General features: G+C 70.3%; 10 protein-coding genes and 1 pseudogene. 6 read left to right on the top strand and 5 right to left on the bottom strand.

The features are described 5' to 3' along the window. Window positions 1-262 precede the first annotated feature (262 nt). Window positions 263-1,264 (top strand): IS481 family transposase, encoded by a 1,002-nt coding sequence (locus MYK68_RS19305; RefSeq protein ID WP_247865348.1) that lies wholly within the window; start codon window positions 263-265, stop codon window positions 1,262-1,264. A 269-nt stretch (window positions 1,265-1,533) separates the two neighbouring features. Here the strand turns inward: MYK68_RS19305 and fgd are convergent, their stop codons facing one another. From fgd to MYK68_RS19320, 3 genes are all read right to left on the bottom strand, one after another. Next, complete coding sequence (gene fgd, locus MYK68_RS19310) at window positions 1,534-2,595, bottom strand: glucose-6-phosphate dehydrogenase (coenzyme-F420) (RefSeq protein WP_247865349.1); 1,062 nt, start codon at window positions 2,593-2,595, stop codon at window positions 1,534-1,536. A gap of 183 nt (window positions 2,596-2,778) precedes the next feature. Then, window positions 2,779-3,981 (bottom strand): acyl-CoA dehydrogenase family protein, encoded by a 1,203-nt coding sequence (locus MYK68_RS19315; protein WP_247865350.1) that lies wholly within the window; start codon window positions 3,979-3,981, stop codon window positions 2,779-2,781. A gap of 27 nt (window positions 3,982-4,008) precedes the next feature. Continuing rightward, entirely contained in the window at window positions 4,009-5,916 is a 1,908-nt protein-coding gene (locus MYK68_RS19320) for a potassium transporter Kup (protein ID WP_247865351.1), read from the bottom strand. A gap of 178 nt (window positions 5,917-6,094) precedes the next feature. On the opposite strand from MYK68_RS19320, the gene MYK68_RS19325 reads away from it, so the two are divergent. From MYK68_RS19325 to MYK68_RS19345, 5 genes and pseudogenes are all read left to right on the top strand, one after another. Further along, window positions 6,095-9,982, top strand: a complete 3,888-nt coding sequence (locus tag MYK68_RS19325; protein ID WP_247865352.1) for a Pls/PosA family non-ribosomal peptide synthetase — start codon at window positions 6,095-6,097, stop codon at window positions 9,980-9,982. Between the two features lie 304 nt (window positions 9,983-10,286). Continuing rightward, window positions 10,287-11,642 carry a M1 family metallopeptidase gene (locus MYK68_RS19330; RefSeq protein WP_247865353.1) on the top strand — a complete coding sequence of 452 codons (1,356 nt, stop codon included), beginning with the start codon at window positions 10,287-10,289 and terminating at the stop codon, window positions 11,640-11,642. Between the two features lie 189 nt (window positions 11,643-11,831). After that, on the top strand, window positions 11,832-12,278 hold the full coding sequence (locus tag MYK68_RS19335) for a MerR family transcriptional regulator (RefSeq protein ID WP_247865354.1): 447 nt from the start codon (window positions 11,832-11,834) through the stop codon (window positions 12,276-12,278). A gap of 24 nt (window positions 12,279-12,302) precedes the next feature. Next, window positions 12,303-13,341: pseudogene (locus MYK68_RS19340) on the top strand (aldo/keto reductase). A gap of 26 nt (window positions 13,342-13,367) precedes the next feature. Continuing rightward, a complete protein-coding gene (locus tag MYK68_RS19345; protein WP_247865355.1) occupies window positions 13,368-13,757 on the top strand; it encodes a PPOX class F420-dependent oxidoreductase in 390 nt (129 codons plus the stop codon). 22 nt (window positions 13,758-13,779) lie between these two features. Here the strand turns inward: MYK68_RS19345 and MYK68_RS19350 are convergent, their stop codons facing one another. Continuing rightward, entirely contained in the window at window positions 13,780-14,259 is a 480-nt protein-coding gene (locus MYK68_RS19350) for a hypothetical protein (protein WP_247865356.1), read from the bottom strand. 650 nt (window positions 14,260-14,909) lie between these two features. Beyond that, window positions 14,910-15,527 (bottom strand): dTDP-4-dehydrorhamnose 3,5-epimerase family protein, encoded by a 618-nt coding sequence (locus MYK68_RS19355; protein ID WP_247865357.1) that lies wholly within the window; start codon window positions 15,525-15,527, stop codon window positions 14,910-14,912. Window positions 15,528-15,556: the final 29 nt, after the last annotated feature.

A 15,556-nucleotide genomic window follows, 5' to 3' on the forward strand; every position in this document is an offset into this window, starting at 1 on the left:
CGTCTGCCCCACGACGGCTGAGCAGGGCGAGGCGCTCGTCCAAGCCACCGCCCCGGACTGGTGCTTGGCGGGTCCTGAGCTCGCGTGGCGGAGCCTGCGACGACACGCGGTCGAAGGGTCGACACGATCTCGCCCCCGCGGGGCTCGACCGGCTCAGCCGGCTAGCTGTACTTCCCCGACACGTTGTGAACATCTGAGGTGAAGCGAAGACCTCCGGGCAGGATGTGGGCTACCACACTCACTCCAAGCCACGGAGGTCTTCGTGATCCACGCTAACGCACCATTGACTCCGGAGGGACGCCGACGCTTGGCGGTGCTGGTCGTCGAGGACGGCTGGTCACTGCGGCGGGCGGCCGAACGGTTCCAGTGTTCACCGGCCACGGCCAAACGCTGGGCTGATAGGTACCGGGCCGGACACGACCTCATCGACCGCAGTTCCCGGCCCCGGACCAGTCCCCGCCGACTCGATCGCCGCACCGAACGACGGATTGTCTCACTGCGCTGCACCCGCCGGTGGGGGCCACACCGCATCGCCTGCCACCTGAAGGTGCCGCGCTCGACTGTCGGTCGTGTCCTGGCCCGCTACAACATGCCGCTGCTGACCCATCTCGATCAGGCCACCGGGCTCCGGGTCCGGCGGTCAGCACCGGTGCGATACGAGGTCGACAGACCCGGGCGGCTGGTCCATGTCGACATCAAGAAACAGGGAAGAATCCCTGATGGTGGTGGGTGGAGAGCCCACGGCCGCGGCTCGGCCCAGGACAAGAACGCCGGCCGGGCCCGCGATCAGGCCACCCGCGGTGGGGCACCCGGGTCACGCGGCTACCGGTACCTGCACCACGCCGTCGACGACTACTCCAGGATCGCCTACTCGGAGATCCTCGACGATGAACGTAAGGAGACCGCCGCCGGGTTCTGGCAACGCGCCAACGCGTTCTTCGCCGGGACCGGGGTCACGGTGACTGCGGTGATGACCGACAACGGTTCCTGCTACCGCTCCAAAGCCTTCAACGCCGCGTTGGGCGCGCACGTCAAACACAAGTGGACCCGCCCCTACCGGCCCCAGACCAACGGCAAGGTCGAACGATTCAACCGGACCCTGGCCGCCGAATGGGCCTACGCCGCCCCGTACACCAGCGAAGCCGACCGCGCAGCGGCCTACCAGCTCTGGCTGCACTACTACAATCACCACCGACCCCACACCGGGATCGGTGGCCTCGTCCCCTCAGCCCGCGTTCACAACCTCACGGGGAAGTACAGCTAGCGGCAGACGCAACCGACCGAACACCACCAACCGGCCCACTGTTAGCCGGCTGAGCAGCGCCGAGCCCCACAGGGGCGAGGCGCTTGTCGAAGCAACCACCCAGCCAGGTACTTGGCTTCGACACGATCTCGCCCCTGCGGGGCTCGACCGGCTCAGCCGGCTGGTGGCGGGCTCGACGGGCTCAGCCGGCTGGTAGCGGGCTCGACGGGCTCAGCCGGCTGGTAGCGGGCTCAGCCGCTGGCTGGGGCGTGGACCGGTGCGCGCGTCGGTCAGTCCGTGACGACGGCCAGTTCTCGCAGGCCGGGCACCACCTCGGCGGTGAACGCCTCCAGGAAGCGGCGCTGATCGGCCCCCGGATTGTGGAACACCAGGTGGTTGAGACCGGCGTCGATGTACGGCTTGATCTGCGCGATGGCGTCGTCGGGCGTGGAGGCGACGATCCAGCGCTTGGCGACCTGCTCGATCGGCAGCTGGTCGGCGAGGCGTTCCATCTCCACCGAGGAGTTGACCGAGTGCTTCTGTTCCGGGGTCAGTGAAAGCGGCGCCCAGAATCGGGTGTTCTCCAGCGCCCGCTCCGGATCGGGGTCGTAGGAGATCTTGATCTCGATCATCCGGTCGATGTCGGCGAAGTTCCGCTCGGCCTTCGCCGCGCCCTCCCGCACCGCCGGGATCAGCTTCTCGGTGTAGAGATCCATCCCCTTGCCCGAGGTGCAGATGAATCCGTCCCCGGCGCGACCGGCGTAGCGCGCCACCACCGGGCCACCGGCGGCGATGTACACCGGGATCGGTTCGGTGGGCACGTCGTACATGTAGGCGCCCTGCGTGCGGTAGTACTCGCCGTCGAAATCAACAGCGCTGCGGCCATTCGGCCCGCTCGCTTCGCTCCCGGCGCCGGTGGTCCACAGTTCCCGCATCAGCCGCACGGCTTCGCGCAGGCGGGCGAACCGCTCCTTGAATTCGGGCCAGTCGCCGGTGAAGCCGGTGGCGTACTCGTTGAGCGCCTCGCCGGTGCCGACGCCCAGCATCACGCGTCCGGGGTACAGGCAGCCGAGGGTCGCGAAGGCCTGCGCGATCACCGCCGGGTTGTAGCGGAAGGTCGGCGTGAGCACCGAGGTGCCGAGCTGGACGCGCTCGGTGCGCTCACCGACCGCGGTGAGCCAGGCGAGGGAGAACGGGGCGTGGCCGCCGTCGTGCCGCCAGGGCTGGAAGTGGTCGCTCACGGTCACCGAGTCGAGGCCGAATTCCTCGGCGGCCACGCCGACCTCCACCAGCTCGCGCGGAGCGAACTGCTCCGCCGAGGCCTTGAGTCCGAGTTTGAGTTGCGCTGTCATCGGGTGTGCTCCTTCGGTATGGGGGTCGTCCCTTCGACACGCCTCCTTCGTCGGCGGCTCAGGGATCGTCGTGACGCGCCTGCGTCTAGGCGGATCAGGGATCGTCGTGACGCTCCTGCGTCGTCGGCGGCTCGGGGATCGGCGACACGGAATCGGGTGGCTCGAGGATCGTCGAACAGCTCGTCAGCGGAAGGCGTCCTGGCCGGTGAGGGCCTTGGCGATCATCAGCTGATGCATCTCGCTGGTGCCCTCGTAGGTGAGCACCGATTCCAGGTTGTTGGCGTGCCGGATCACCGGGTATTCGAGGGTGATCCCGTTGGCGCCCAGGATGGTCCGGCACTTCCGGGCGATCGCGATGGCCTCACGCACGTTGTTGAGCTTGCCGAGACTGACCTGTTCCGGCGCGATCGGGGTACCGCCGTCGTGCCCGGCGTCCTTGATCCGGCCGAGCTGGATCGCCAGCAGGTACGCCTTGCCGAGTTCCACCGACATGTCGGCGATCTTCGCCTGCGTCAGCTGGTACCCGGACAGCGGTTTCTCGAAGACCTCGCGGGTGGCGGCGTAGTCGATCGCCGTCTCCAGGCAGTCGCGGGCGGCGCCGACCGCGCCGAAGACGATGCCGAAGCGCGCCTCGTTCAGGCAGCTGAGCGGACCGCGCAGGCCGCGGGCCTCGGGCAGCAGCGCCGAGGCGGGGAGCCGGACGTCGTCGAGCGCGATCTCCCCGGTCACCGAGGCCCGCAACGACATCTTGTGCTTGATCTCCGGGGCGCTGAATCCGGGGGTGTCGGTGGGGATGACGAAACCGCGGATCCCGCGTGAACCGGCCTCCTCCTCGGTGCGCGCCCAGACCACCGCGACGTCGGCGACCGGCGCGTTGGTGATCCACATCTTGGAGCCGTTCAGAATCCAGTCGTCGCCGTCGCGCCGGGCGTGCGTGCGCATGCCCGCCGGGTTGGAGCCGAAGTCCGGCTCGGTGAGCCCGAAGCAGCCGAGCGCCTCGCCCGCGGCCATCCGCGGCAGCCACTCCTGCTTCTGCTCCTCGCTGCCCCAGCGGTGGATCGCGAACATCGACAGCGACCCCTGCACGGAGACGAAGCTGCGCAAACCACTGTCGACGGCCTCGGCTTCCAGACAGGCCAGGCCGTACGCGGTGGCCGACGTCCCGGCGCAGCCGTAGCCCTCCAGGTGCATGCCGAACAGGCCGAGTTCACCGAGTTCGACGGCCAGCTCGCGCACCGGGAGGGCACCGTCCTCGAACCACTGCGCCACGTGCGGGCGCAGCCGCTTGGCGCCGAAATCGGCGACCGTCTTGGCGATGGCGCGCTCGTCGTCGTCGAGCAGTCGGTCGATGCCGAAGAGTTGTTCGGTGGTCTTGAGCTCACTCATGGCACCACCATACGACTCGCCCGGCGGCTAGACCGGAATCCGGGAACCCAGCACGACCACCCGTTCACGGGGCAGCCGGAAGTGGTCGCTCACATCCGATTTCACGTGCGAGGTGGCGATGAACAGCCGCTTGCGCCAGCCCGCCATGCCCGGCTCGGTGCTGTATTCCAGTTCCGCGGTGGACAGGAAGTAGGTGACGTCGTCGGTGTCGATCGGTCCCGTCTGCTCCGGCCCGAGGAGTGCGAGGGCGGCGGGCACGTCCGGCGGCTCGGCGTAGCCGAAGCGGATCTGCGCACCCCGGATCCCCCGGGCCTCGGTGCCCAGTTCCCGCATCCGGATGCGGTCGGCCTCGGCGATCCGCGGCACGGTGGCCACCTCGACGGTGGCGATCAGCACGCGGGAGTGCCGGACCCGGTTGTGGGCGACGTTCGCCCGGAACGCCAGCGGCGCCGAGTCGAGGTCGCGGTTGAGGAAGACGGCGGTGCCGTCGACGACGGCGATCTCCTTACCGCGGCACAGCTTGTCGAGGAAGCCGGTGAGCGACCCCTCCATCTCGCTGCGGCGGTCGGCGACCAGCCGGCGGCCGCGGTCCCAGGTGGTCATGATGACGAACACCGTCACGGCGATCACCACCGGCAGCCACGCGCCGTGCAGCACCTTGGTGCAGTTGGCCGCGAAGAACAGCACGTCGACGGTGAGCAGCGGGATCGCGGCGGGCAGCAACAGCCACCACGACAGTCTCCACCGGTGCCGGGCGACGACGAAGAACAGCAGCGTGGTGATCGCGATGGTGCCGGTGACCGCCATTCCGTAGGCGTAGGCCAGCGCCGCCGACCGCCGGAACGCGAAGATCAGGGTGATCACCGAGACCATCAGCAGCCAGTTGAGCCACGGCACGTAGATCTGGCCGTAGGTGCGGTCGGAGGTGTGCACCACCCGCAGCCGCGGCATGTAGCCGAGTTGCGCGGCCTGCGCGGCGACCGAGAAGGCCCCGGAGATCACCGCCTGCGCGGCGATCACGGTGGCGAAGGTGGTCAGCACCACCAGCGGGATACGCGCCCAGTCGGGGCTGAGCAGGAAGAAGGGCGCCGAGGCATCGCGCGGGTCGTGCAGGATCAGCGCGCCCTGGCCGAGGTAGCACAGCGTCAGCGCCGGGGCGACGAACACCGCCCACGACATCGAGATCGACGGCCGGCCGAAGTGCCCCATGTCGGCGTAGAGCGCTTCCGCGCCGGTCACCGCCAGCACCACCGCGGCGAGCGCGAAGAACGCCACTCCCGGATGACCGGCGGCGAAGCCGATCGCGTACGACGGCGACAGCGCGGCGACGATCCCCGGTTCCACCAGGATCCCGCGGACACCGAGCACCGCGATCGCGGCGAACCAGACCGCCATCACCGGACCGAACACCGCCCCCACCCGGCCGCTGCCGAATCGCTGCACCAGGAACAGCACGAACACGATCAGCGCGGTCAGCGGCACCACCAGTTCCCGCAGCCCGGGATCCACCACCTTGACGCCCTCGACCGCCGACAGCACCGAGATCGCCGGGGTGATCATGCTGTCGCCGAGGAACAGCGCCGCCCCGAGGACGCCGAGCGCCACCAGCACGGCCATCACACGCGGCCGGATACCGCTCGACCAGCGGCGCAGCAGCGTCATCAGCGCCAGGATGCCGCCCTCGCCGTCGTTGTCGGCCCGCATCGCCAGCAGCACGTAGGTGACCGTGACGATGACCATCACCGACCAGAAGATCAGCGAGACCACGCCCTCGACGTTCTCCCGGGACGGGGCGATCGGGTGGGGATCGCGCGGGTCGAACAGCGTCTGGAGCGTGTAGATGGGACTGGTTCCCAGATCGCCGAACACCACGCCCAATGCGCCGATCATCAGACCCGCGCGCAGCGGATGAACCGCCGCCGACTCCGTCGTCATCCCTGCAATGTACGCCCGGATCGTGCCCCCTCGACGGGGCCGAAGGTCCGGACTTCGCACCGCCGCACACCACCGGAGATGCGCACCGTTCAGCCCTGCGCAACCCAGGCGTCATCAACCATCGACGCGCACCCGGGGGACCGCACGAAACCCGACATGCTCGTGCACAATCAACGCTGTGCCGATACCCGTGGAGTTTCTGCGCGCCGGGCAGGCGACGCCGCCGCGCACGCTCGTCGACGTCCTGCTCGCGACCGCCCTCGCGCATCCGGATGCGCCCGCGATCGACGACGGAGAGCAGATCCTCACCTACTCCGAGCTGATCGCGGTGATCCGCCGCGTCGCCGGCCGCCTCGGCGAGTCCGGCGTCGGCCGCGGCGACCGTGTCGGGATCCGGATGCCGTCCGGGCACCGCGATCTGTACATCGCCATCCTGGCCACCCTCTGGGCGGGCGCCGCGTACGTCCCGGTCGACGCCGACGACCCCGATGAGCGCGCCGATCTGGTCTTCGGCGAGGCCGAGATCGACGCTCTGCTCGACGCCGACGGCCTGCATGCGCGCGGCGGCCGGCATCGCGCGTCCGGTGACGCCGCCGAACTCGCGTCGTCGCCGGTCACCGTCGACGACGACGCCTGGATCATCTTCACCTCCGGGTCCACCGGCACCCCGAAGGGCGTCGCGGTGACCCATCGCAACGCCGCGGCCTTCGTCGACGCCGAAGCCGCGCTGTTCCTGCAGGATGCGCCGCTCGGTCCGGGCGACCGGGTACTCGCCGGACTGTCCGTCGCCTTCGATGCGTCGTGCGAGGAGATGTGGCTGGCCTGGCGCAACGGCGCCTGCCTGGTGCCCGCGCCGCGCGCCCTGGTGCGCAGCGGCATGGACCTGGGACCGTGGCTGGTGATGCGCGACGTCAACGTCGTCTCCACCGTCCCGACGCTGGCGGCGTTGTGGCCGGCCGAAGCGCTCGAAGCGGTGCGGCTGCTGATCTTCGGCGGCGAGGCCTGCCCGCCGGAACTGGCCGACCGGCTGGCCACCGGCGACCGCGAGGTCTGGAACACCTACGGCCCCACGGAGGCGACCGTCGTCGCCTCCGCCGCGCAACTCCGCGCCGGCGAACCGGTGCGGATCGGCCTGCCGCTGATCGGCTGGGACCTGGTGGTGGTCGACGCCCAGGGCGAGCCCGTCGAGGTCGGCGAGACCGGCGAGCTGGTGATCGGCGGCGTCGGCCTGGCCCGCTATCTGGACCCGGCCAAGGATGCCGAGAAGTACGCGCCGCTGCCGTCGCTCGGCTGGGAGCGCGCCTACCGGTCCGGTGACGTGGTCCGGCTCGATCCGGCCGGGCTGCTGTTCGTGGGCCGCGCCGACGACCAGGTGAAGATCGGCGGGCGCCGCATCGAGCTCGGCGAGATCGACAACGCGCTGCAGAACCTGCCCGGCGTGAGCGGCGGCGCGTGCGCGGTGCGCAAGAACGCCGCGGGCACGTCGTTGCTGGTCGGCTACCTGGCGTCGACCGACTCCGCATTCGACCTCACCGCCGCCCAGATGCGGCTGCGCGAGGAACTCCCCGCCGCCATGGTTCCGCGGCTGGTCCTGCTCGACGAACTCCCCACCCGCACCTCCGGCAAGGTGGACCGCGACGCGCTGCCGTGGCCGGTGCCCGGTGCGGGCGGCGCCGACTCGGCCGCGGCCGAAGACCTCACCCCCACGCAGGCCTGGCTCGCCGAACAGTGGACCGCGATCCTCGGCACCGAAGTGACCAGCGCCGACGCCGACTTCTTCACCGAGGGCGGCGGCTCGCTGTCCGCGGCCCAGCTGGTCAGCGCGCTGCGCAGCCGCCACCCCGAGGTGACCGTCGCCGACCTGTACGACCACCCGCGGCTCGGTTCCCTCGCCGAACTCCTCGACTCGCTGGCACCGTCGGAGGCGGTCGCCGAACGGGACGTCGTGCCGATGCCTGCGTCGACCGGACTGGCGCAGGCCCTCGCCGCGATCCCGCTGGCCACCCTCACCGGCTTCGCCTGGATGACCTGGCTCGGCGTCGCCAACAACGCCGGCCGCGCCGTCGCCGATGCGCTCGGCTATCGCGCGAGCTGGCTGGTGCACGTCGACTGGTGGGTGCTGCTGGTCGCGTTCCTGATCTTCGTCACGCCGTTCGGCCGGCTGCTGATCGCCGCGGGCGGGGCCCGGCTGCTGCTGCGCGGCGTGACTCCGGGCGACCACCCGCGGGGCGGCAGCGTCCACGTCCGGCTGTGGACCGCCGAGCGACTGATGGTGGCCAGCGGCGCGCACAACATGTCCGGCGCGCCGTGGATCCCGACGCTCGCGCGTGCCCTGGGTGCCCGGATCGGCCGCGGCGTCGACCTGCATTCGCTGCCACCGGTCACCGGACTGCTCCGCGTCGGCGACGGCGCGGCGATCGAACCGGAAGTGGACCTGTCCGGCTGGTGGCTCGACGGCGACGTCCTCCACCTGGGCACCGTCGAGGTCAAGCCGGGCGCGACCGTCGGCTCCCGGTCCACGCTGCTGCCCGGCAGCGTCGTCGGGCGGGATGCGATCGTCGACCCCGGATCCACGGTGATCGGCAAGGTCAAGGCCCGGCAGCGCTGGGGCGGCTCGCCCGCGGGCAAACTCGGCAAGGCGCGCAAGTCGTGGCCGGCGCAGCGCCCGGCGTCGCGGCGGCACTGGGTCCCGATCTACGCGGGCAGTGCGCTGCTGATCGCCGGGATCCCGCTGGTCTCGCTGGCCGCCGGGCTGGTCGTCACCTTCTGCTGGGCGCTGTCGGCCGACTCGCTCGGCGCGGCACTGTTGCGGGCCCTCGCGCTGAGCCCGCTCGGGGTGCTCGCGGCACTGGCGGTGTTCGCACTGCTCACGCTGATCGTCGTGCGCCTGGCATCGCTCGGGCTGAAGCCGGGGTCGTATCCGGTGCGCAGCCGCGTGGGCTGGCAGGTGTGGCTCACCGAACGGGTGATGGATTCAGCGCGCACCTATCTGTTCCCGCTGTACGCCAGTCTGCTGACCCCGGTGTGGTTCCGGGCGCTGGGGGCACGGATCGGCAAGGGCACCGAGATCTCCACCGCGCTGGTGGTCCCCAAGTTCACCGTGGTCGGCGACGACTCGTTCCTCGCCGACGACACCCTGATGGCGTCGTACGAACTCGGCGGCGGCTGGATGCGGATCGGCGAGGCACGGGTCGGCAAGCGGGCGTTCCTCGGTAATTCCGGGATGGTCGCCCCCGACCGCAAGGTGCCCAAGGGCGGTCTGGTCGCGGTGCTGTCGGCCGCGCCGGAGAAGGCGAAGTCCGGGTCGAGCTGGCTGGGCAGCCCGCCGCAGCGGCTGCGCCGCACGGCCGGGGAGGCCGACACCTCGCGCACCTTCGCACCGCCGCTGCGGCTGAAGGTGGCGCGCTCGGTGGTGGAGACGCTGCGCCTGATCGCGGTGTGGGTGTCGTTCCTGATCGGGGTCGGGGTGCTGGCCGCGCTGCAGGCGGCGGCGTCGTCGTCGAACGCGGCGGTGGCCACCGTGGTGAGCGGGCTGATCCTGCTGGTCGCGGGCGGGGTGGCCGGCGTCGTCGCGGCCTGCGCGAAGTGGCTGGTGATCGGCCGCGTCCGGGCCGGTGAGCACCCGCTGTGGAGTTCGTTCATCTGGCGCAACGAGCTGTCGGACGCGTTCGTCGAGACCGTGGCCGCGCCGTGGTTCGCCAACGCCGCCGCGGGCACGCCGGTGATCAACCTGTGGCTGCGCGCACTCGGCGCGAAGATCGGCCGCGGCGTGTGGTGCGAGTCGTACTGGCTGCCCGAGGCCGATCTGGTGGAGGTCGGCGACGGCGCCAACGTGCAGCGCGGCTGCGTGGTGCAGACGCATCTGTTCCACGACCGGGTGATGGCCATCGACTCGGTGCGCCTGGAAGCCGGGTCCACGCTCGGCCCGCACTGCGTGGCGCTGCCCGCCTCGCAGCTCGGCGCGGCGTCCACCGTCGGCCCCGGCTCACTGGTGATGCGCGGCGACCACGTGCCCGCGCACACCCGCTGGCAGGGCAACCCGATCGCCCCCTGGCCGCACGACTGACCTCCACGCCGATCCCGGCACAGGTCGTTCCGGCCGTCCGGCACCCGTGGACCGCGGAGTCCGACCGAGCACCCCTCCCCGCAACGCCGGCCCGGCGAGCAATCGCCCGGCTGACCGCAGGCGTGACGTCGCTGCGCCGGTCCGCCGCGGCCGTTCGGCGACCGACTGGCGAGTCCAGCGACGTTCACCGCGAATGCCGGATTGCTACGCCACGCCTGCGGTCAGCGCCATCGGCAAGCGGCCCGTCACGACCCCCGGTAGGGTGAGCACCGACTTACTTCCCGGCGAACAGAGATGAGGACAGGTGCCGAACAAGAGGCTCAAGGGCTTCTCGCACACCCCCACCCTCAGCGGCACCTCTCACGAGCTCGATCCGTATCTGCCGAACAACGGGAACCTGGGGTACCGCGTCTCCCGGTACGACCTCACGCTCGACTATCGCGTCGCTCCCAACCGGCTGCGCGGCACCGCGACGGTCACGGCGACGTCGTACCAGCAGCTCAGCCGGTTCACCCTCGATCTGGCCGGCGGCATGCGCGTCGAGCGGGTGACGGTGAACGGCAAGCAGTCGCGGTACAGCCATCGCGGCGGGAAACTGGCGATCACCCCCGCCGCGGCGATTCCGCCGGGCGGTGCGCTGACCGTGGTCGTGCGCTACGCCGGCACCCCGCGTCCGCTGCGCTCGCCGTGGGGCGAGGTCGGCTGGGAGGAACTGGAGAACGGCGCGCTGACCGCCAACCAGCCCAACGGCGCGCCGACGTGGTTCCCGTGCGACGACCATCCCGAGGCCAAGGCACCCTTCCAGATCACACTGACCACCGACAGTCCGTACTACGCGCTCGCCAACGGTGTCCTGATCTCCAAGAAGCGGGCGGCGGCGCAGACCACCTGGGTGTACGAGCAGGTGGAGCCGATGGCGACCTACCTCGCCACCCTCCAGATCGGCGAGTACGAGCACCGGCAGCTGGCCGGCGCCCCGGTGCCGGTCTACGCGCTCGCACCGCGGCGGCTGACCCGGCAGTTCGACGCGAGCTTCCGCAACCAGGTCGCCATGATGGACGTGTTCAGCGAGTTGTTCGGGCCGTACCCGTTTCCGCTGTACACGGCGGTCGTGGTCGACGAGGATCTGGACATTCCGCTCGAGGCGCAGAGCTTTTCGACGTTCGGGGCCAATCATTGCGACGGATCGTTGACGCATGAGCGGCTGATCGCGCACGAGCTGGCGCACCAGTGGTTCGGCAATTCGGTGACCCTCGGACGCTGGCGCGACATCTGGCTCAACGAGGGCTTCGCCTGCTACGCCGAGTGGCTGTGGAGCCAGCGCAGCGGCGGCAAGTCGGCCGACGAATGGGCGCGCTACTACTACGCCAAGCTCGCCGCGAACCCGGTCAAAGTGCCGCTCGCCGATCCCGGCCCCAAGCTGATGTTCGACGACTGGGTGTACAAGCGCGGCGCCATCACCCTGCACGCCCTCCGGCTGCGGCTCGGCGACAGCGCGTTCTTCCAGCTGCTGCGCCGCTGGACCGACAAGTACCGCTACCGCGCGGTGATCACCGAGGACTTCATCGCCCTGGCCGGCACCTACATCGGGGAGTCGCTCAACGACTTCTGGCGCGACTGGCTGTTCGTCCCCGAACTCCCGCCCTTCCCCGAACCCTGACCTACCGAGCGGAACGCAAGCCGGTCGAGCGAAGCCATGATGGTCGAGCGAAGTCGAGACCACACTCTCCGCCCGAGCGTACTGACCCGTATAGGAGCGGCCGACCTCCTATTGCGGTCGGCGGCCCCTATACGGGTCAGTACGATCCCGCCTTGCGCTGGAGTGCACTCCAGGTCCTAGCGTGGCAGCATGCCCCACGACGACACCGGCCTCACCATCTCCGACGTCTCCGCGCGCACCGGCCTCTCCCGCGACACCCTGCGCTGGTACGAGTCCGAAGGCCTGATCCCCGCCGTCCCGCGCACCTCCGCCGGAGTGCGGCGCTACGACGACGCCACCGTCGCGATGATCGACCTTCTGGTCCGGCTGCGCCGCACCGGAATGCCGGTCGCCCAGATGCGCGACTTCGTGACGATGGTCGGTCAGGGATCCCGCACCCACGGCCGCCGGATGCGGCTGCTCGCCGACCACCGGGAGGAGATCGAGTCCCGGATCCGCGAGCTGATCGGGGATCTCGAGGCCGTCGACGCCAAGATCGCCCACTACTCGCGGCTGATCGACGCCGGCCTGGACTGCGCCGAGCGACCGATCACCGACCCCGACGAACTCACCGAGCAGCGTCGCACCGACGACTGACCGATACCGACAGGAGCAACCGATATGCACACCACCGAACTGGGCGACGGCCTGGTCACCTCCGCGCTGGGCTTCGGCGCGATGGCCGTCACGCACGTCTACGGCGGGACCGACGGCGACACCGCACTCGCCGTCCTGAACGCCGCGGTCGACGCCGGGATCACGCTGATCGACACCGCCGACGTCTACGGCGAACCTCTCCCCGGCACCGATGGTCCGGCGGGCACCAACGAGCGGCTGGTCGCCCGGCTTCTCGCGGACCGCCGCGACGAGGTGGTGCTCGCCACCAAGTTCGGGATCACCGGACGCAGCGCCGCCGACGGCCGGCCGGGGCCTCGGTGCCGGGAAGCGGACGCGCGGCGACGCCGAGTACGTCCGGGCCGCCTGCGATGCGTCGCTGCGACGACTGAACACCGAGGTCATCGACCTCTGGTACATGCATCGCCGGGATCCCGACGTCCCGATCGAGGAGACCGTCGGCGCGATGGCCGAGATGGTGGCCGCGGGCAAGGTCCGCCATCTGGGACTGTCCGAGGTGACCGCGGACGAACTGCGCGCCGCGTGCGCCGTCGCCCCGATCGCCGCGGTGCAGAGCGAGTGGAGTCTGTGGTCGCGCGACGTGGAGCGGCGGGTCGTGCCGGCGTGCGCCGAACTCGGCGTCGGCTTCGTCCCCTACTCCCCGCTGGGCCGGGGCTTTCTCACCGGAACCCTGACTCGCGAGCAGATCGCGTCCGACTTCCGCGGCGCCACCGCCCGCACCGGCGACAACTGGGACGCCAATCAGCGCGTGGTCGAGGTGGTGTCCGGAGTCGCGCGCCGCGTCGGCGCCACCAACGCGCAAGTGGCCCTGGCCTGGCTGTACGCCGCCGGGCGTCGCGCCGTGGTGCCGGTGGTCCCCATCCCCGGCACCCGCTCGGTGTCCCGCGTCGCCGAGAACGCGGCCGCCGTCGACCTGGTGCTCGACGACGAAGCGGTCACCGCGCTCGACGAGGTCGCCGGACTGGTCGTCGGCGGGCGCAACATCGTCGCCGACCCGGCGTGGATCTCCGCAGGCCGCGAATGACTCCCCACCCTCGGAAATCGAAGCCCGTGTCCGTGATCCCCGATTCCCACCGCGATCTGCTGGAACGCCCCCTCTACGCCCACCTCGCGACCATCCGGCCCGACGGCACGCCACAGGTGAACCCCATGTGGTTCTCCTGGGACGGCGAGCTCGTCTACTTCACCAACACCACCGTCCGGCAGAAGTACAAGAACGTGACCGCCCACCCCGAGGTCGCGTTCTCCGTGAACGACCCCGACCAGCCCTACCGCTACCTCGAAGTGCACGGCGTCCTCGAGCGCATCGACCCCGACCCGGACGACACGTTCTTCGGTGCCCTCGCCGACCGGTACGGCCTCGCGATGGACGGCCCGCCCGGCGACGTGGCGCACCGTGTGGTGTACGCGGTCCGGCCGACCGGGACCAGTCACCAGTAGGCGAAGGCCGCGGACACACCTATCATCCGAAGTTCTGCGGACAGAGATACTTGCCCGCTGCCACGGTCGCCGAACTCGTGGCTCCAACCTGCTCCGCCGTCTTGTTCTTACCCGCCTGGTAGGTGCTCCGATAGTTCGCGGCGACCGACGGATCCGAACTCACGAAGTGCCCGATCTCGGCATCGGTGGCCACACAGGCAGGAAAGGAGTAGGAAAGCAACCACAGGTAGGGCTCGTTGACCAATTCACCAGATTCGGCGTCCGCCCGCGAAGCCTCGACAATCATCGGGCACATGTACTCGACGGCCTTCACCGTTCCGCCCTCCGGAATCTCACTCCACAGCCTCGCGGTCCCCGCATCGAGCTCGTCCATTTCTGGGTCACCGCTGCTGCCGGACGGAGCCGGGCGGGAGGTCATCCCCTGCTCGCCACGAAGCGCTGCATTCACTTCACGATAAGACAAGTGCGGATCGGGCAACAGACAACCATCCTTCGACCGCATCGGCTGACTCTGGTGTTCTCCGCCACCGTGCCCGCTACCGTCTCCGGAGCCAGACGACCCGCACGCGGCCAAGCCGATCGCCGCTGCCGCCAGCGCCGCCGCCCCCAGAGTCCTCGTCACAATCGATCTCACGTGCGCCTCCTCCGTCGTTCCCACCGTGTCGGGCACGGCGTTCCAGAACGCAAACGCTACTGACGTCATCCCCTGAAACCACTGCTGGGAAGCCGAGATTCATCGGTCTGGGCGACCGGCCGGCGCCCCGCGAACGGGCATATCACCCGCTCTCTCCGGTTGACCGGAGAGAAGGCCCCGGCGGCGCTACCGCCGAGTAGTCTCGTGGCATGGCCAGTGCTCTGTGCGTCTGCGGTCACGACCGCGCAGCCCACGCACATTACCGAGACGGCACCGACTGCTCGCTCTGCTCGGACGGTTCGTGCCCCCGTTTCCGCTCCTCCTCCGGCCTGCGTGGCCTGCTGTCGAAGGTCCTCGGGAAGTAGCCTCGTCGGCCACACCCAGATGACGGGTCACGAGGGACCATTCCCCTCGTGACCCGATATTCGGGGATGGCCGACGAGGACGCGGCGATCTGTCGCGGCCCGTCCGGGTCAGGCGTCGCTCGGCGCCCTCATCAGCGCTGCGGCCCGGTCGAATCAGCGGGCCAACGACCCGCGGTACTCCACGACAGCACCGAATTCCGGGAGCAGCCCGGAGGCGAGCGCGCCGGACAGCGAGGGTGCGGCGGCGTCCTTCTCCGACAGCACGAAGGCCAGCGGGGTGCCGTCGCGGCCGACCGTCGGCCAGCCGATACCGAGTTCGGCGTCGAGCGGATGGATCCCGTGCTCGCCACCGGGGTTGTAGCCGGTGGAGCAGAGGTAGGTGACCACCGAGCCGTCCTGCATCGAGCAGAACGCGTGGCCGAGCCCCTCGGACAGGTACACGGCCTTGCGGTCGGCGTCGTCGAGCAGTACCGCGTCGTGCAGGCCGAAGGTGGGCGACCCGGCGCGCAGGTCGACGATCACGTCGAGCACCGCGCCGGCCGTGCAGGTCACGTACTTGGCCTGGCCGGGCGGGACGTCCGCGAAGTGGATCCCGCGGATCACCCCGGCGGCGGAGACCGAGGTGTTGACCTGCGCGAGGGTGAGGTCGTGGCCGATCGTCTCGGCGACGACCTCCGCCTTGAAGCTCTCCAGGAAGAGGCCGCGGTCGTCCTCGTAGACGGTCGGGGTGAACTCCCACGCGCCCTCGATACTCAGCTCTCGTACCTGCACCGTGTTCCCTTCGTTGGTCTCGACTTCGC

It is taken from the genome of Gordonia sp. PP30 (assembly GCF_023100845.1).
In the GTDB taxonomy this organism is placed as follows: Bacteria; Actinomycetota; Actinomycetes; order Mycobacteriales; family Mycobacteriaceae; genus Gordonia.